This is a genomic window from Nocardia sp. NPDC046763 (assembly GCF_040645495.1).
Taxonomy (GTDB): domain Bacteria; phylum Actinomycetota; class Actinomycetes; order Mycobacteriales; family Mycobacteriaceae; genus Nocardia.
On sequence record NZ_JBEYYI010000001.1, the window covers coordinates 247,983 to 264,332 of the forward strand.

Annotated in this window: 17 protein-coding genes; 7 read left to right on the forward strand and 10 right to left on the reverse strand. The window is 65.2% G+C overall.

Translation table 11 applies throughout. The annotated features are described in order from the left end of the window. Positions 1-98 precede the first annotated feature (98 nt). Entirely contained in the window at positions 99-1,082 is a 984-nt protein-coding gene (locus tag ABZ909_RS01175) for a hypothetical protein (protein ID WP_356995585.1), read from the forward strand. Positions 1,083-1,242: 160 nt separating this feature from the next. Here ABZ909_RS01175 and ABZ909_RS01180 read toward each other — a convergent pair whose 3' ends face one another. The 3 genes from ABZ909_RS01180 to ABZ909_RS01190 are packed head-to-tail and all read right to left on the reverse strand — an operon-like array spanning position 1,243 to position 2,608. Next, positions 1,243-1,539, reverse strand: a complete 297-nt coding sequence (locus ABZ909_RS01180; RefSeq protein ID WP_356995586.1) for an MTH1187 family thiamine-binding protein — start codon at positions 1,537-1,539, stop codon at positions 1,243-1,245. Beyond that, a complete protein-coding gene (locus ABZ909_RS01185; RefSeq protein WP_356995587.1) occupies positions 1,536-2,111 on the reverse strand; it encodes a TerD family protein in 576 nt (191 codons plus the stop codon). Before ABZ909_RS01185 ends, ABZ909_RS01180 begins: the two co-directional genes overlap by 4 nt. Positions 2,112-2,128: 17 nt before the next feature. Continuing rightward, complete coding sequence (locus ABZ909_RS01190) at positions 2,129-2,608, reverse strand: hypothetical protein (protein WP_356995588.1); 480 nt, start codon at positions 2,606-2,608, stop codon at positions 2,129-2,131. Between the two features lie 607 nt (positions 2,609-3,215). Here ABZ909_RS01190 and ABZ909_RS01195 point away from each other — a divergent pair. Further along, entirely contained in the window at positions 3,216-4,646 is a 1,431-nt protein-coding gene (locus ABZ909_RS01195) for a stealth family protein (RefSeq protein ID WP_356995899.1), read from the forward strand. A gap of 97 nt (positions 4,647-4,743) precedes the next feature. On the opposite strand, the gene ABZ909_RS01200 is transcribed toward ABZ909_RS01195, so the two are convergent. After that, positions 4,744-5,844 (reverse strand): alpha/beta fold hydrolase, encoded by a 1,101-nt coding sequence (locus tag ABZ909_RS01200; RefSeq protein ID WP_356995589.1) that lies wholly within the window; start codon positions 5,842-5,844, stop codon positions 4,744-4,746. 273 nt (positions 5,845-6,117) lie between these two features. On the opposite strand from ABZ909_RS01200, the gene ABZ909_RS01205 reads away from it, so the two are divergent. Then, positions 6,118-6,498, forward strand: a complete 381-nt coding sequence (locus ABZ909_RS01205; protein WP_356995590.1) for a hypothetical protein — start codon at positions 6,118-6,120, stop codon at positions 6,496-6,498. Between the two features lie 388 nt (positions 6,499-6,886). Here the strand turns inward: ABZ909_RS01205 and ABZ909_RS01210 are convergent, their stop codons facing one another. Further along, a complete protein-coding gene (locus ABZ909_RS01210) occupies positions 6,887-7,123 on the reverse strand; it encodes a hypothetical protein (protein ID WP_356995591.1) in 237 nt (78 codons plus the stop codon). A gap of 411 nt (positions 7,124-7,534) precedes the next feature. On the opposite strand from ABZ909_RS01210, the gene ABZ909_RS01215 reads away from it, so the two are divergent. Both ABZ909_RS01215 and ABZ909_RS01220 read left to right on the forward strand, forming a co-directional pair. Then, positions 7,535-8,440, forward strand: coding sequence for a helix-turn-helix transcriptional regulator (locus tag ABZ909_RS01215; RefSeq protein WP_356995592.1), 906 nt, complete (start codon positions 7,535-7,537; stop codon positions 8,438-8,440). Then, positions 8,430-8,777, forward strand: coding sequence for a DUF397 domain-containing protein (locus ABZ909_RS01220; protein ID WP_356995593.1), 348 nt, complete (start codon positions 8,430-8,432; stop codon positions 8,775-8,777). Before ABZ909_RS01215 ends, ABZ909_RS01220 begins: the two co-directional genes overlap by 11 nt. A 135-nt stretch (positions 8,778-8,912) precedes the next feature. On the opposite strand, the gene ABZ909_RS01225 is transcribed toward ABZ909_RS01220, so the two are convergent. Next, positions 8,913-9,653, reverse strand: a complete 741-nt coding sequence (locus tag ABZ909_RS01225; protein WP_356995594.1) for a MerR family transcriptional regulator — start codon at positions 9,651-9,653, stop codon at positions 8,913-8,915. 63 nt (positions 9,654-9,716) lie between these two features. On the opposite strand from ABZ909_RS01225, the gene ABZ909_RS01230 reads away from it, so the two are divergent. Beyond that, on the forward strand, positions 9,717-10,181 hold the full coding sequence (locus tag ABZ909_RS01230; RefSeq protein ID WP_356995595.1) for a DUF6194 family protein: 465 nt from the start codon (positions 9,717-9,719) through the stop codon (positions 10,179-10,181). 475 nt (positions 10,182-10,656) lie between these two features. On the opposite strand, the gene ABZ909_RS01235 is transcribed toward ABZ909_RS01230, so the two are convergent. From ABZ909_RS01235 to ABZ909_RS01245, 3 genes are all read right to left on the reverse strand, one after another. After that, positions 10,657-11,007 carry a hypothetical protein gene (locus ABZ909_RS01235; protein ID WP_356995596.1) on the reverse strand — a complete coding sequence of 117 codons (351 nt, stop codon included), beginning with the start codon at positions 11,005-11,007 and terminating at the stop codon, positions 10,657-10,659. A 681-nt stretch (positions 11,008-11,688) separates the two neighbouring features. Further along, entirely contained in the window at positions 11,689-13,140 is a 1,452-nt protein-coding gene (locus ABZ909_RS01240; RefSeq protein ID WP_356995597.1) for an amidase, read from the reverse strand. A 421-nt stretch (positions 13,141-13,561) separates the two neighbouring features. After that, positions 13,562-14,143, reverse strand: a complete 582-nt coding sequence (locus ABZ909_RS01245; RefSeq protein ID WP_356995598.1) for a TetR/AcrR family transcriptional regulator — start codon at positions 14,141-14,143, stop codon at positions 13,562-13,564. 106 nt (positions 14,144-14,249) lie between these two features. Between ABZ909_RS01245 and ABZ909_RS01250 the strand changes: the two genes are divergently transcribed. Next, complete coding sequence (locus ABZ909_RS01250) at positions 14,250-15,125, forward strand: NmrA/HSCARG family protein (protein ID WP_356995599.1); 876 nt, start codon at positions 14,250-14,252, stop codon at positions 15,123-15,125. A 602-nt stretch (positions 15,126-15,727) separates the two neighbouring features. Here ABZ909_RS01250 and ABZ909_RS01255 read toward each other — a convergent pair. After that, entirely contained in the window at positions 15,728-16,339 is a 612-nt protein-coding gene (locus tag ABZ909_RS01255; protein ID WP_356995600.1) for an ABATE domain-containing protein, read from the reverse strand. Positions 16,340-16,350: the final 11 nt, after the last annotated feature.

Sequence of the window (16,350 nt, forward strand, 5' to 3'; positions counted from 1 at the left end):
ACGGGATCCGGCGCCGCGGACGGATCGGGCGTCGCGGTCGCGATGCCGGGTGATAACGGCGGTGTTGCCTTCGGCTCGTTTCGGCTAGCGTCAGAGGGGTGCATGCTTCGGGGCGCGAATCGATTACCGAGTACTACCCGCCACGAACGGGTGCGATCATCGCGCTGGTCTTCTTCCTATTGATGGCCGCGCTACCCGGATTCGTGGTGTTCGACGGCAATCAGCAGCCGGTCATGCGTGTGCTCGGCGGATTGGCCATGGCGGTGTTCGGTTTCGGGGTGTACGCCATGCTCGAGGATCTGCTTCGCCCGCAGCCGACCCTGCTCGTCACCGATCAGGGCTTCACCTATCGCGGGTTTCCGCATGTGGCGTGGGCCGAGGTGGAGCGGGTGCGGCTGGGCATCGGGCGGCTGCGCAAGGGCGGTCGCGCGGAGATGTTCGCCGAGGTGGTGCTGCGCGATCCGGCCGAATTCCGTGACCGCGTACTGGCACTCGGCGATGTGACCATGCGCCGCAATCCGGACCGCCGGCTGTTCATCGTGGCCGAGCGGCTGCCGGTGCCAGTGCCGACGGTGGTGGACGTAATGCGGGAGCATCATCCCGGTCTGTCGGTGCGTGCCGTCGAGGAAGCGCCCGCCGACGCGCCGCCGGCCGCGCCCCGCTCACCCGATCGCGACATGGTGGAGAGCGCGCTCGTGAGCGCCCTCACCGACGCGCTCCCCATCGGCTGGAACCTCGCGGTCCTGTGGTTCTCCCGGGTCGGCGACGACGGCCACGCCGGCATCCAGCTGGAACTGACCGACCCCGACGCCGATCACACCGACGAGCTCCAGCCCTCCGAGGAGATCCTCACCCTCCTCAACCGGCTCAAGGAAGTCTGCTACGACCAGATGACCGGCACCTGGCTCAGCGGCCAGGTCGTCCTCCGCGCTGCCTCCACCAAAGCCGAATTCACCCTGTCCTTCAAGGAAATTCCCGACTGGCTCCCCATCCCCGAGCCCGACGAATGCCGCCGCGAACTCGCCACCTACCCCCGAGCCGGCGACGAAATCCCCACCTGGCTCCGCCAACGCATTTCCTGACCGCGGATCGGCCGGGCCCCGTCGGCGTTCGAATCAGGTAGCTGTATGCCGGTACGGGTTGTCGAGCATTGTCCGCACCGCAATGATCGAGACCCGCTCCATCGGCGAGGACGCGGAAATCAGCCGTAGTCAGTGTTGGTGTGGAACAGCGCAATAACGCCTACTCCTCGGCGAGATACCGTTCGACGGTTTCGACCTTGGCTTTGATGGCATTTGTGACGCCCGGGCGGATGTCGGCCTTGAGTACGAGGCTGCAGCGGGGAGCCACCGCCATGACGGCGTCGGTGGCCTGTTTGACGACGGCCATGACCTCGTCCCATTCACCCTCGATGGTGGTGAACATGGCATTGGTCTCGTTGGGGAGGCCGCTGGCGCGGACTATCCGGACCGCTTCGGCGACGGCGCGGCCGACGTTCTCGCCGACGCCGAGCGGGGTCACGGAGAAGGCGATGATCAAACGTTCACGCCGTAGTCGCGGGCGATGCCGGCCAGGCCGGAGGCGTAGCCCTGGCCGATGGCGCGGAACTTCCATTCGGGGCCGTGGCGGTAGAGCTCGCCGAAGACCATGGCGGTTTCGGTGGAGGCATCCTCGGTGAGGTCGAAGCGGGCCAGTTCGGAACTGTTCACGGCGTCGATCACGCGGATGTAGGCGTTGCGGACCTGGCCGAAGGACTGGCGGCGGACGTCGGCCTCGTGGATGGAGACCGGGAAGAAGATATTGGTGATGGTCGGCGGCATGGCGGCCAGGTCGACATTGATCACTTCGTCGTCACCGTCGCCCGCGCCGGTGAGGTTGTCGCCGGTGTGCTCGATGGTGCCCTCGGGGGAGCGCAGGTTGTTGTAGAAGATGAAGTGCGCGTCCGAGAGCACGCGTTGGTTGGATCCGCAGGCCAGTGCGCTGGCGTCCAGGTCGTAATCGGCGCCGGTGGTGGTGCGCACGTCCCAGCCCAGCGCCACCGCGACCTTGGTCAGGTTGGGGGCCTGTTTTGACAGTGAAACGTTTCCGCCCTTGGCCAAGCTGACAGACACACGGTCTCCTTCGATACTCAGTTGCGGTCGGCCGCCATCGCTTTGAGCGTCGCGACGCGTTTCTCCAGATAGCGTAGTTCGCTGTCATCGAGGACGGTGCGCTGAATTCCCGTGGCGACCGCGAATGCTGATTGCCGATGGTCGTCGATCACTACGACGGTCAATTCCACCGCCACATAATCGTCCGCGTCCGGCATGGGATCGGCGATCACCTTGGCCGTGCCGCGGGCGCACAGCGCCACATTGCCGCCACCCAGGATCAGCAGCGCGATATCGGGGCGTTCCCGCAGCCGCGCCAGCGAGCCGCGATCGGACTTGAGGCTGAGCAGGATTCGGCGATCACCGGCGCGCACCGGCCAGGAGACCGGGATGGCGTGCGGTGCGGGGTCGGTGGTGACGAGGACCGCGATGGTGTCCTGAGGCCATTCGGGGAGGGCGTCCAATTCGGGGTGGTCGGTCGGATGTGATGTCGTCTCGGTGTCGTCCGGTTGCGTCACTGTCGAGGGCTCCTGACGTTCCCGCGCTTCGGCTACCATCCGCGTCACCTCACCATCGGCTCCGCACAGCGGGCTGGACTGTGCTGCCGCAAGTGTATGCCGTTGCCGCGCTGGCCCGCTGGCGTCCGATCGGGGCCCGCGGCGTGCCGGCTCCGCGAGGTTCGTCCGTTACGTCTGTGAAAACACCGCTGGACCTGCGGGGAAACAGATTGACGAGAAGCGATAACGGTTGCATCATTCGTTACAGTCCCTCGACTGAACGAGGTCATGCGAGTAGCCGGCCGATGACCGCCCGGTGAAGATCGTCCGCCCATCCGGGCGTCGACGAAACGCAGCAGCTTTTCCAAAAAGGCGCGGCACGCGCCATGTGAACGAGTGAGGTGAGTGCGAATGGGATTCCGGCCGTATCAGCGACGACCGTGGAATACACCTCGCACCACCCTGTCCGCTCCGTTCTTCTGACTGCCCAACCGATTTCACGGCGCTGCCGGTACCGGGTCCGCCCGGGCGTCCGGTCGCGCCGATCCGGGGCTGCAGATGTGAGGTGAACAGCGCGAAGAGATCGGAGATGGTGATGGTGGATCTGGGTCCGGGGCAGCAGCCGGAAATGGTGGAGATGGTGGGGCGCGCGACCGCGGCGAATCTGGTGGTATCGGATGCGGTCATCGACGATCTGCGTTATCTGCGCGCCGAACTGGCCGCCGCGGACGTGCCGTTCGTACTGGTGCGCGACGCCGACCATCGGCTGGTGCTGGCCGTGGACAGCGGTCACCGGTCGGCCCTGAGACGGGTGCTGGGGGCCGCGATGGTCGCCGGCTTCTCCTGTAATGAGAAGCCGCACAATGTCTTCCGCCTCGGACGCGACCTGGACCCGGCCCATCACGTGGAGCTCGAGCTGTGGGAGTACCACGGCGACACCGTCGAGTGCCCGCGCCCGAATGCCCTGACCCGAATGGTCTTCGACGTCGCCGACGTGGAACCCGCCACCGTGCTGCTCTACGACGCCAGCTGGCCCACCCTGGCGGGGATGTTCACCCCCAACCCGACCGATGTCGGGTTCGATATCGACCTGGTTTTCTCGTGGGTGGACGGCACCGACCCCGAGTTCCGCGCCCGCCGTGCGGGAATGATGGCGCAGGTGGTGGTCGGCGAGGGCGACGAGGCGGACGCCCGTATCCGCCAGATCGACGAACTCCGCTACGCCCTGCGCTCGGTGCACAAGAACGCGCCGTGGATCCGCCGCATCTTCATCGCCACCGATTCCCGGATTCCGGACTGGCTGGCCGACGACCCGAAGGTCACCATTGTCCGTGCGGTGGACCACTTCTCGGACATCAGCGGCCTGCCCGTGTTCAATTCCCATGCGATCGAATGTCAACTGCAGCATATCGAGGGCTTGTCCGAGCACTTCCTCTACTCGAACGACGACATGTTCTTCGCCCGCCCCGTGCGCCCGTCCATGTTCTTCACTCCCGCGGGGATCAGCCGCTATATCGAGGCGGGCACCCGAATCGGCCCGGGCGCCAACAACGAACGCCGCAGCGGTTTCGAGAACGCGGCCCGTGTCAACCGCGACCTGCTGACCCAGCGTTTCGGCCACGTCATCACCCGCCACCTCGAGCACACGCCGGTTCCCTTGCGGCGCAGTGTGCTCCTGGAAATGGAGCAGGTTTTCGCCGAGGATTTCGCGCGCACCCGAGCCAGCCGCTTCCGGGCCGCTACCGATATTTCGGTGACGAATTCTCTGTACCACTACTACGCCCTGCTCACGGGCCGCGCGGTTCCGCAGGAGGCCGCCAAGATGCGCTATGTGGACACCACCATGTACACGGGCCTGGCCCTCCTCGATGGCCTGGCCAAACGCCGCAACGTAGATTTCTTCTGCCTCAATGACGGCAGTTTCCCGGAGGTCCCGGAGGCCGAACGGGTCCGCGCCGTCTCGGAATTCCTGGATTCGTACTTCCCGGATCCGGCCCCCTGGGAAAAGCCGGATGCCACCATCGGCACCATGACGGCCTTCGAGTCCGGCGCGGCCTGACCCGTCCGGGGGACAACGACTTTCAGCCGTCCGGTGGGCGGTGCCGGACCGGGCCCGGGTTCTGCGCGCAGCTCGCGCGATGAACCCGGGCGGTCGTTCAGAGCACGTACGGGTTGAAGGTGCAGACCAGGTTCGGATGGCCGGCCGGGTCCAGGGCGTGCAGGGCGATGGACGCGGCCCGGGGGGAGTACATCATCGACAGGTGGTCGGACAGGTCGATACCGCAGTTGTCCTGCAGGGTCACGTTGTTCACCGTCGCTCCGGGGCCGGCGGTCAGGAAGGTGGCGTTGTACGGGGTCGAGATCTCGTCGTGGGTGGTGGCGACGCTGGTGTAGTGCACGCCGGGGACGGTGTCGCCGGTGTCGCCGGTGGCGTCGAGGGTCGAGTAGAAGCTGGATCCGGAGACCTGCTCGATCAGGCCCTGACCGACCAGCAGCTGGCTGAATCCCAGTGCGTTGAAACCCATGTCCGTCAGACGTCGGCCCAGGGTGGCGATGCCGTCGAGGGTGGTGCCGTGGTGGGTGGCGCCGAAGGTGATCAACTGGTCGACCTTCCCGGCGCCGCCGTCGAATTTCAGGTATTGGTCGGCGACGGTGCCGCCCTGGGAGTGCCCGATGATGTCGACCTTGGGTGCGCCGGTCGACGTGAGCACCTTGTCGACGAAGGTGGAGACCTCCTTGGCCGATTCCTCCATGGGCGCAATGCCATTGACGCCCGGCAGCAGCGCGCCCAGACCGCCCTGCTGCAGCAGACCCTCCTGGCCGAAATTCAGTGCGAACACGCAGAATCCGGCCTCTTTGATCTTGGGTGACAGGTAGGCGAACCCGTCGAAGGCGTTCATCCAGGATCCGTGCAGCAGCACCACCGGATCGGGATGTGCCGCACTGGTTTTGCAGTTCCAGTCGTTGGCGCCGGCGGGGGCCGTGTTCTCGTTGGCGAGGGAGAAGGTGAACGTGGCCGCGGCGTCGGTCATTTCGGGACCGTTGCCGGTCGGGATGGTGGAGTGCGGCGCACTGGAGATGCCGGTGTCCGCGAGCGCCTTGCCGGCGGTGGTCACACCGGTGTCGATGGCGTCGACGAGGTCCTGGATCGTGGGTTGGGTAGTGGCCTGGGCGTTCACGCTGTGCGTACCGGCCACCACGACCGCGCCCATGATCGCGGCGGCGATGCGCACGCGCATCCGGTTGCTCGTGGTCATCTGGATGTCCTTCCTGCAGGTGCCGAGCCTCACCGCCCGAACCTGGATGCCGAAGGTAGAGCGGCGGCCGCAGCTGTTCGTGCCGGTTGCAGGGGATTCCACGTTCCAACAACGGCGCGAGTACCTCGGTGTGAGGACCTCCAACCCCGAGATGGGTGTGTCCTCCATACGAGTCCGCTACCGCGAGAGCGCCGGCCGTCGAGCGGTGGCGCTGATATGCGCCAATAGTGTTCGGTTGGAATCTGATTGGTGCCGCCGCCCACCCTCGGCAGCATGAAAAAGAAATTCCTCGCCGCCACCGTCCTCGCCGCCGCCTCGACCGCCACCATCCTCGGCGCCGGCCCTGCCTCCGCGGACGATGTGCACCAGATCTACTTCGCCTACGACACCGACAACGGCTATGTCAGCGGCCGCCTGACCGGCTTCAGCCACGACACGTACCAGGTGGACGCCCGCGGCGGCCAGGTCATGGTGGTCGACGCCACCCCCTACTGGTCGGACGCGACGGTCACCATCACCGGCCCCACCGGAACCCTGTCCTACCAGCGCCAGTGGACCTCGGTCACCCTGCCGGTCAACGGTTCCTACCAGCTCGTGGTCTCCTCTCCCAGCCACAGCACCGTCGACTACGGTCTCAGCGTCAAGATCGACTGAATTCCGACACCATGAACGATGGGGAGCGTGCCCTCGGCGCGCTCCCCATCGGCATGTGATGACCTCGGAACACAGGACGCGTCCCGGTAGCACTGGAGCCCCGGTCGAGGATCTCCGCGACGTCCGTCGAGTCCGGAGTAGCCCGAAGCCACCTGGCGTCAGGCTTTACGGACGGACTTCGTCACTCCTGACAGGCGGTTGAACTTCTCGAAATAGCGTGTGGCATCGCAACTTCCGGATGTCAGGTGGGTCGGGGCGAAGCACTCGCCATTACAGAGCGTGACTCGTCCGGTTGACGTGACCGATGCGATGGTGCAGTCCGTATCGTGCCTTCCAGTCATCCGGAACCGCACGGGCGCACCTGCTTTCGCCCAATCAGGCAGCCGGATCATGGTCGCTGCGCCTCCTGCTCGCGCTGGTCGCGCAAGCCCACGAGGTGTCGGCGTAGCGCGCATCCAGCCTGCTCGCATGTTTCGTTATGAGCGCGCAGCAGAGCTTCGACCTCGCGATCGGTGAATATCTCGCCGCGCGAGGGCCTGGCATGCCAGGCGGGATGATCGCGCAGCGAGGCCATCCGGTCGGGCTCAGGTGGATCGGCGGGCGCGAAATAGGGGTTGGTCATCATCGCCTCGGATTGGGTGAACGGGAGAAGAGCACGTCATCACCGCGCACGATGCCTACCGTGCACACGATGGCGGTTGTGTAGAGGTACGCGGGGGAAGCCGCCGGCGACCAGGAGCGAGTCGCCCGGTACAGCGGACCGAGCATCGGTGAACCCCCACCGCGCGACGGCGAGAAGTGTCGGTCCAATGACAGCAATCAGAAGTAAAAACCAGATGTCCCACAGCATTACGTCAGCCCTCGCTCAATCGGACGGTCGTAGCGATGAGCAGACGATGCCCCCGGTCGCGTCACAGGGCCGGACCCGCCGCCGAATTCCTGAAATCAGCGCGAAGCCGCATCTCACTTCTCATGAGAGGGATACTCTTCCTCTCAAAATGAGAGGAACGCATCGGCCGGATGAGAGGACGGACGGATGGCGGACCACGAGCCCGAAGACACCGGCACCACCTTGCCGCGTCGGCAGCTCGGTCGGCTACTACGAGATGCGCGCACGGCAACTGGCATGAACTTGGACGAGGCCGCAGCGCTGGTGCAATGGAGTCGGCCCACACTGAGCCGCCTCGAACGAGGTGAGACTGGGAGAGTGCGGGTCAACGACGTCCTGGCTCTCTGCGAAGCCTACGGATTGAGCGACCCGAATACCGCTGTCGCGCAGGGGCTCGCCGAGCAGGCACCGGCGAAATCGTGGTGGTACGGCTATGGTGACCTCATTCCGGCATGGGCCAACCTCTACGTCGGATTAGAGTCCGGTGCAACGGCTTTGACGATCTTCCAACCGCTCATCATGCATGGCCTGCTGCAGACCGCGGACTACGCGCGAGCCGTCGACCGGGCCTTCTTCCTCGACGACAGCGACGACGAACTGGAACGCCGGGTGCGGGTCCGTGTACAGCGGCAGCGCATCCTTACTCGCTCGCGGCGTCCGACCCAGGTATCAGTAGTCCTGCACGAGAACGTATTACGCACGGTGGTCGGGGACAATCGTGTGATGGCGGCACAGTGCCGGCACGTGGCCGACATGAGTACGTGCGACAACATCGATATCCGAGTGATGCCGTTCCGGGCGGGACTGCCCCTCGGCGCTGCGCTGCCACCGTTCACGATCATGGATTTCGGCGGATCCGCCCGCGGCAACAACGTCTTGGAACCTCCGCAGGTCTACTGCGAGGGCTACGCCGGTAGCGCCTATCTCGAGAAGCGCACCGATGTGCTGAGGTTCCGCCAGGCATTCCTCAAGCTTCAACAGGCGAGCCTGGACACCCGCCCGAGCCGCGACTTTCTGCGAGAAATAGCAAGGAGACATGAGAGTGAACGCTGACTCGACCGTCGCTCAATGGTTCAAATCCAGCTACAGCCAGGGCGGCTCGGATTGTGTAGAGGTCGCCCACCGCACCGACCGTGTACTGATCCGAGACAGCAAGTACACAGGCCCGTCTCACGATCAACCGACGCTCGCGATCGCCCCCGAACTCTGGCCCGCCTTCCTGGATCTGGTGCTGAGCGGCAACTCCGGTCAACTCGGCGACCACCTGTCTGTCACCATCTCCGCTGGCGGTGCGACACTTACCAACCCCCACGGCACCACCCTCGACTACACCCCTGCCGAATGGTCCGCCTTCAACAAGGGCATCGCCAACGCGGAATTCGACCGCTGAACAGAACCTTTCGCTGTTCCCCTTGCACTCAGAATTCGTGGCGGAATCTCAGAATGGATGGCGGTGACGTGGCGGATCCGCCGTTGCCGGTAGCGCGGCGGGCGCATGTTCGGTCAGTCCGAAACCGGCTGTACTTCAGGAGAAGTCGACCTTTTCTTCATCGGTCGCCGCCGAAATGGCCGTGCTGAGTGCCGCTGTGCCCTCGAACAGCGCCCGGGACCGGTTCTCGATGCTCTTGTCCCGCGCGGCCAGCCCGGCCATCACCGCGTCCCACCGCCGCGCACTCCGGAACTGCGGCATCAACTCCTGCAACTGTGGAATCCGGTACCCCGCGGCCCGTAACTGATGCACGATCCGCGCATCTCGCACCTCGGCCGGCGCGTATCTGCGCGCGCCCCGGCTGTCTCCGCGTCCGGGCACAACCAGCCCCATCGCATCCCAGTGCCGCAGTGTGGAGGTCCGCACCCCCAGCGCCTCCGCCAACTCGGTCACGCCCATCTCGTCCGAGGGCCGCTCATCCCCGATGGGTTCTTCGGCGATCAACCTGGCTGCCGCCCTGGCGATCTCGAGTTCCCGCCGCTCGCCGTCGAGCCGTCCGTGCGCCGCATCCAGTAGCGCGAGCAGATCGGGGACGGCTCCCGCCTGCGCGACCCGCATGATCTGCTTGGCCACCCCCGGCCCCGCGCCCGCCGCCAGACTCCGGTACGCCCGCGCGGACCACAGATGAGCTTCGCCGTACATCCGGTAGCCGGCGTCCGTGCGGATCGCCGGCGGCAGCACACCCTCGTTCTCCAGGTTGCGGACCTGCTGCACCGAGCACCCCGCAAGCCGCGCCACATCCACGGTCCGTAATCGGCCCGAGTTGCGACTTCGCAACTCTCCACCTCCCTATATCCAGGGAAAAGTCCACACAAGCACTTCAATGTAACGCTGTAACTCATGACCATCGAAGACCTGGCCGGATACATCGAATCCCTCGGCGGCGTCCTCACCCTCCACCCGGCCCCCGGTGACGGCACCCCCGAAATCGCTTGGGGCGATTACTTCTTCTACTACGCCCCCGACGGCATCACCCCCACCACGGTCCAGCCCTTCGCCACCCTCATCACGAAGGACTACCCCGACGACACCACCTCCCAGCTCGACCGGCCCGACACGTTCCGGCTGAACATCAACACGTCGAGGGACGAGTTCATCGAGTGGACAGGCCACACTCCCCGTGAATCAGGCTCCCTCGACCCGAGCACCACCGACACCCTGATCCCACATCCGATCTACGCCTCGGCCGCCTGGCTCGCCGTCGTGAACCCCGGCCCCCGAACCGAGGCCCCAATCCGAAACCTGCTCCGAAACGCCCACGATCGAGCCCGCGCCCGCTACGACCGCCGCACCGAATCCGACTGACAGATGCGCAGCCGCCCCCTCTCATTGCGACGGACGAACAAGCTCGGAATCCACCCCGAGGGCATCGGCGTGCGACAGCTGTCGGCGAGCCGCACACGCGCTGGCCGGTTCGGTCAGCGGGGCATGCGGCAGGAGAGTGCGCTGCCATGCGGGCATGAGCGGCCAACCCAACTGTTCTAAACGTGCACTACAGCTGAGGAATTGGCGTGAAATTGCTGTTCTACGCCGGATTGTGAGGGATTGCACCGGTCGCACGGAACTCGGCATGATGGTGCGTTCGGCCGACGCCAGATGTCCAGGCCCCGTTGATCTTCCGAGGTCCCGCGCTGGCTGGTTCGGCCCGCACGGGATGCCGGAATAGTGCGTCCAGTAGGGCGAGAAGCTGGGGCTGCACCACTGCTGTCAGGATCGATCGACCGCGTCAACACAGGCTGCCGTCCGGCGGGATCACGGTACCGGCTCAGATCTCGTGGCGTCACGACACTGTGTAGACCCAGGAACCATTGCATCCCCGGTCCCGGTCCCAATCGGATTCGTAGCGCCAGGTGCCGGACGGAGCTTGGATGCTCCAGTCGCCGTCGGCGGTTGCGATGGCATTGCCGTTGCCGTTTGTCAGGATGGTGGTTACGTTCGGGCCGATCTTCCAGCTTTCTCCCTGGAACAGGAGATTTTGCACGACGACCGTCACGCCGTCCGACGTCTCGTTCTCGATCACCAGGCATGCGTTCTGAACCGGCCCAGCCGCGCGGGCTGGTGCGGCCGCGAGCAGGAGCCCAGCGATCGCGGCGCTGGCGAGTCCAGCGCGGGCGGCGAATGAGATTTTCATGGAGTACCCCTCCGTTGCACTCTTCTGGAGTGTGAATTCCATTGGAGTAGAAGATGTTCGGTCCCTGACGAATGGAACCGGAGCGCGCTTGCGACTGTCTTATGAAAGGCTTTGTGCCTATGACCTTTTCGGCCCCCGTTCCTGATTCACGGAGCGGGGGCCGACAGGCGTGGCGCTCGGCAGATCGGGACAGGCCCGGCCGGGTGGGCGCGTGGGTAACCCCAAGAACGGCAGACGCGTGCCCGGCACTGCCGAGGAATCGGAGTCTGCGGCGTGGGCGGAGACTTTCTCCGAGCGATAGTGTTACCCGGCCGACCGGCATGTCAGTGCGTTCGGCGGACCGAGATGATCTCAGCCCGTTGATCTTCGGGCCTGTCTGGTGGCCGCTCCGAAACGCCCGGGTCGCGGCAGTTCAGTGGGTTCATCGGCCAACTAGCCTGCAGCCCAGCCATCGAGTCGCACACCCTGGAAGCGATTTGCCCGAAATCGCCTCCAAGAGGTGCTACTCGGCGATCGATCAGGCGAACTGGCTTCGAGCCGAGATGAGTTCGGTGCGTTGATTTCCGCTAGGGCGCATGGCTGACTCGGACCGCGCGGGACTTCTGCAACGATTCTCGGTTCGTTGTGGTCGGTTGCGATTCTGCGGGCGCTTCGTCCTGGGTGAACACCCGGTGGTGCGTGTTACTTCGGTGCCTGGAAGCCGCCGATCTTCTGCTCGAGCAGTTCGGCCAGCCGCAGCGGCGTGCGGTCCTCGAACATCGGACCGATGAGCTGCACTCCCACCGGAAGGCCCTCTGGTGACCGGCCCGCTGGGATGGCGGTGGCAGGCAGGCCGGGCATGGTGGCCATACCGGCCCAGACGAGCTGGTCGAAGTACGGGTACTCGACGCCGTCGATGTCGATGTGCCGGTTCTCCAGACCTCCGTTGTGGTTGTGCGGGAAGGCGGGAGTGGGCGTGATGGGGCATACCACGGCATCGAACTCGGCGAAGAGCTGCCGCCATCCGTGGCGGTGGAGTTCGCGACGGTTGTTCGCCCCGACCCAGTCGCGGTGGCTGAGCACCATGCCGCGCAGCCGCGCCGCATCGAGACTCCGGTCGTCCGCGCTCAGGGCGGCGGCGTGGGTCTGCAGCTGTTCGTACACGTCGACGGAAAGACTTGCGGCGGCGTTCGACAGCATCAGCTGCATGTAGAGCGTCGCCGCTTCGGTCGGATCGGGCAGCAGCGGACTGTGCCGTTCGACGCGGGCGCCCTCGTCGACGAGCGCCTCGGCGACCCGGTTCACGCCCGCCCGCACCGCCGATCCGGTCGGAATGAGCGGATGGTCCTCGATGATCAGGACACGGAAGTCGGCCAGCCGCTCGTGGCGCGCTGGCGGCAGAGCCAGGTCGTAGGCGACGCCGTGGGTCAGCGGGTCGGGTCCGGCCATCACGTCGAGCAGGAGCGTGAGGTCGCGGGCGGTGCGCGCCATCGGACCGACGACGGCGAGGTCGAGATCGACCGGCAGTGCCGGCGCGGGCGGCGCGACCATACCGCGGGCCGCCACCAGCCCGAGTGTCGGCTTGTGCGCGTAGATGCCGCAGAAATGCGCGGGGGTGCGCAACGAACCGGCGAGGTCGGAGCCGATGGACAGCGCGCCGAACCCGGATGCCAGGGCCGCCGCCGAACCGCCGGACGACCCGCCCGACGTGCGGTCGTGATCCCACGGATTGTTGGTGGTGCCGTAGATCTCGTTGAAGCTCTGGATATCTCGCAGCATCAACGGCACATTGGTCTTACCGAGCAGCACCGCGCCGGCGGCCTTCAGCCGCGAAACCTGTACCGCGTCCTCGGCCGGTACATAGTTCGCGTGCTCCGGCATGCCCCAGGTCGTGGGCAGCCCGGCGATGTCGTAGGACTCCTTGACCGTCACCGGAATACCCAGCAGCGGCCGGTCCTCGCCGCGGGCGCGCGCCTGATCGGCATCGCGCGCGGCAGCCCGTGCATTATCGAAGTCCGGCACACAGATCGCGTTGATCGCCTTGTCGTCCCGCTCGATACGGGCGATCGCCTCGTCGGTCAGTTCCACCGAGGTCACCGCACCGTCACGCAAAGCAGCCGCGAGCTCTTCGGCCGACTGAAAATTCCACTCCATGAATCCGACGTTATTGGCCCGCCGCAAAAGACATAAAATGCCGCTTCGCACAACGGGAAGGCCGAACGGGCCACCCTTCACCGGCATTGTCACGCACTCGATCCGTCATCAGAGGTGGCCCACCGCAGGTCATGGTGTTGGCAGTGGGCTAGTGCCATTGGCACAGGCCATGAAATGCCGTTTCGCACAACGGGATAGATATCTCAGTACGCGTCATGTTCCTCTCGGGCTGAAAGACGATTCGTCCGACCGCTGGCGTGCCGGCGCATGGCAAGTTCGGTGTCGGCGCGCCGGTTCGGTCAGCGTGGTATGCGGCAGAATAGTGCGTTCATCAGATTGCGCGAGGCATCGCTCAATAACCCGGTAAGTTCGAGCGGACTCGGTGCAAGCGCGCGATCCATCGACACTGCGTGGTGGTCGGTTATCGGGTGTGGAGCCCGTCGAGCACGAGTGTGATCAGTTGGTTCGCCGAACCGCGCGGCTGTGCGCGGCGGACCGCTGTCGCGGTTCCGATGAGCAGATCGAGCACGTCGGTGCCGTCGACGTCCGCTCTTACCGTTCCTGCCTTTTTCGCCTGTGCGAGAACGTCTTCGAACGATCGATTGAACTCGTCGTATAACTGGTCGGGTATCGCGAGTGCGGTTCTGGTGCCGTGGTCGAGGGCTTCGCACAGCGCCTGGTTGTGTGCGATCTCGCCAACCAGGTAGGCGAAATAACCGTCGAATGCCCCGTCTGCCGCGGTGTCGTCGGCGGCCAGTGTGCGTGCTCGTTCGGTGAACTCCTGGACACGGCCGACCACGACCGATTCGAACAACGCGGTGCGAGTGGGGAAATGCCGGTACACGGTGCCGACGCCAACCCCGGCGCGGCGCGCGATCTCATCGAAAGAGACCGAGCAGCCCTCGGCCGCCAGCATCTCGCGGGCGACGGCCAATACCTGGTCACGGTTGCGGCGAGCGTCCGCGCGCAACGGTTTGCTGGTCGGTTCGGCCTTGCCACTCATCGGTCGATGGTAACTCCGATCTTGCGAACCGGAGAACTCTCTCCGTATGCTCCCCAACTGGAGAAAGTTCTCCGTTTAGACGACTTCGATTTGGGGGAGGATAGCGATGGACCAGGTTGTATTCGTCACTGGCGCGACCGGACAGCAGGGAGGAGCGGTCGCGTCCCGGCTGCTCGCTGACGGCTGGCGAGTGCGCGCGTTGACTCGCCGTCCCGACAGCATCGAAGCTCGACGTTTGACCGATGCCGGCGTGGAGGTCGTGGCGGGTTCGTTGGAGGATCTCGCAACGATCGATCGCTGCGTCGAGGGCGCCTACGGCGTGTATAGCGTGCACCCCGGACCGCTGTCTCCGGAGCAGGACGAGGTTAAGGCAGGCAAGGCGATCACCGATGCAGCCGTGAAACATGGAGTGCGGCATTTGGTTTACAGCTCGGGTCTGGGTGCCGATCGCGGTGGCCAGTCGGCCAAATGGGAGATCGAGCAGTACATCACCGCGTCAGGTGTCTCGGCCACAGTATTGCGACCGAGTTCGTTCATGGAGAACCTGATCACGCAGTCGGCCACCGTCGGGATTCGCGACGGTGCACTGCGAACCGCTGCGGCCCCCCACGTACGTCAGCAGTTCATCGCGCTCGATGACATCGGCGCTTTCACCGCACTGGCGTTGCAGAACCCGGACAACTATCAAGGCCGCACGCTGGAGCTGGTCGGTGACGTCTTGACGCCCCCCGAGGTCGCCGCCCATGTCAGTGCCACCGTCGGCAGGGAAGTTCCCTATATCCAACGCTCGATCGAGGAACTACGCAGTATCAACGAACGGTTCGCCCGCGCCTACGAGTTGTTCAACAGTGGAGACGGCAGTGTTCCCCACGTCGACATCGATGAACTGCGTTCGCTGCACCCAGGATTGCTGAGCATGCGGAACTGGCTGCAACGCCAGGGAGCGGAACTGATCCAACCACTACTCGATCCGCGACCCTGACCACAACCCGAAATGACCTCATCGGGTTGATCTTCCGCTGTCAGGCCATGGCCGAAGGCTCTTACATGCGCGCGCACAACGCTGTGGGAACAACGGATAGCGATCGAACGCACTGAACTCGGCTAGTTAGCGGACGGTCCGCCGGCGTCGGATCTGCACGGCCAGTTGATCTTCCGATGCCTGGCGCTGGCCGGTTCGGTCAGCGCGACATGCGGCAGGAGAGTGTGCTGCCATGCGGGCAACGGCCAACCCAACTGTTCTAAACATGCACTACAGCTGAGGAATTGGCGTGAAATTGCTGCTCTACGCCGGATTGTGAGGGATTGCACCGGTCGCACGGAACTCGGCATGAGCGCGCACTGCCGGCGGTTGCGAGTCGCTCAGGCCGTTGATTTCCAGGCTGCCGTGTGGACGCTTCGAACCGCGCGGGTAGCGGCATTACCGTGCACTGACGACATCCGGTCGGCGGGCTCAGATGACCCCTGCCCATTGACCTTCCGCGCACCCGCGCTGGCCGGTTCGGTCAGCGCGGTATGCGGCAAGATCGGATGTTCGACTAGATCGCGCAGTTCGAGTCTGGTGTCAGCCCCGGTTGCCGCCGACTAGCTGTTGCGGGCCATGACGTTGTCGACGGGCCTGATCGCGGCTTTGTCGGGTCGGTTCGCGGCGAGCCGTGACTTCTTGACCTTGTTGCCGCAAGTGTTCATGGAGCACCAGCGTCGGTTGACCCCACGGCTGGTGTCGAGGAAGAGCCCTGCGCATCCGGGGCCTTCGCAGTTCTTGACGCGGCCGCGGTCGGGGCCCCCAAGGATATGGATGGCGTTTGTGGCCAGGACCCCGAGGGCGTCCCTGACAGGGGCCGTCTTCGTCAGGTGCCATCCTGCGCGTTCGCCGTGTTCCAGTGCGGCTTTCGCGTGCCCGGCCGCAGCGACCGCATTGAGGGTGCGGACATCCCCGGAATCTGGCTTTTCACCTGCGGCGATCACCGAACCGATCCGGTAAATTGCCTCGCGCAGTTCGACGGCGGCTTTCAGATCGGTCGGCGACACGTCTGCGACGTCGAACTCTGCGGCCAGCAGCCACAACTTCAGTCGTGCCGGGGTATCCAGTCGCTCTCGCGTCGCCATGCCGGCGCGATCGCTGACGGTGGCGGTGAACCGGAACGCCAGGACCTCGTTGTCCATTCGGAACACCTGACGGACGTCCTCGGTCATTCCAGCCTCCA

Excerpts from the sequence above, each read along its gene's own strand:
- ABZ909_RS01195 (WP_356995899.1), top strand. The coding sequence starts at position 3,216 with ATGGTGGAGATGGTGGGGCGCGCGACCGCGGCGAATCTGGTGGTATCG.
- ABZ909_RS01250 (WP_356995599.1), top strand. The coding sequence starts at position 14,250 with ATGGACCAGGTTGTATTCGTCACTGGCGCGACCGGACAGCAGGGAGGA.
- ABZ909_RS01245 (WP_356995598.1), bottom strand. The coding sequence starts at position 14,143 with ATGAGTGGCAAGGCCGAACCGACCAGCAAACCGTTGCGCGCGGACGCT.
- ABZ909_RS01255 (WP_356995600.1), bottom strand. The coding sequence starts at position 16,339 with ATGACCGAGGACGTCCGTCAGGTGTTCCGAATGGACAACGAGGTCCTG.
- ABZ909_RS01210 (WP_356995591.1), bottom strand. The coding sequence starts at position 7,123 with ATGATGACCAACCCCTATTTCGCGCCCGCCGATCCACCTGAGCCCGAC.
- ABZ909_RS01240 (WP_356995597.1), bottom strand. The coding sequence starts at position 13,140 with ATGGAGTGGAATTTTCAGTCGGCCGAAGAGCTCGCGGCTGCTTTGCGT.
- ABZ909_RS01215 (WP_356995592.1), top strand. The coding sequence starts at position 7,535 with ATGGCGGACCACGAGCCCGAAGACACCGGCACCACCTTGCCGCGTCGG.
- ABZ909_RS01205 (WP_356995590.1), top strand. The coding sequence starts at position 6,118 with ATGAAAAAGAAATTCCTCGCCGCCACCGTCCTCGCCGCCGCCTCGACC.
- ABZ909_RS01200 (WP_356995589.1), bottom strand. The coding sequence starts at position 5,844 with ATGACCACGAGCAACCGGATGCGCGTGCGCATCGCCGCCGCGATCATG.
- ABZ909_RS01230 (WP_356995595.1), top strand. The coding sequence starts at position 9,717 with ATGACCATCGAAGACCTGGCCGGATACATCGAATCCCTCGGCGGCGTC.
- ABZ909_RS01235 (WP_356995596.1), bottom strand. The coding sequence starts at position 11,007 with ATGAAAATCTCATTCGCCGCCCGCGCTGGACTCGCCAGCGCCGCGATC.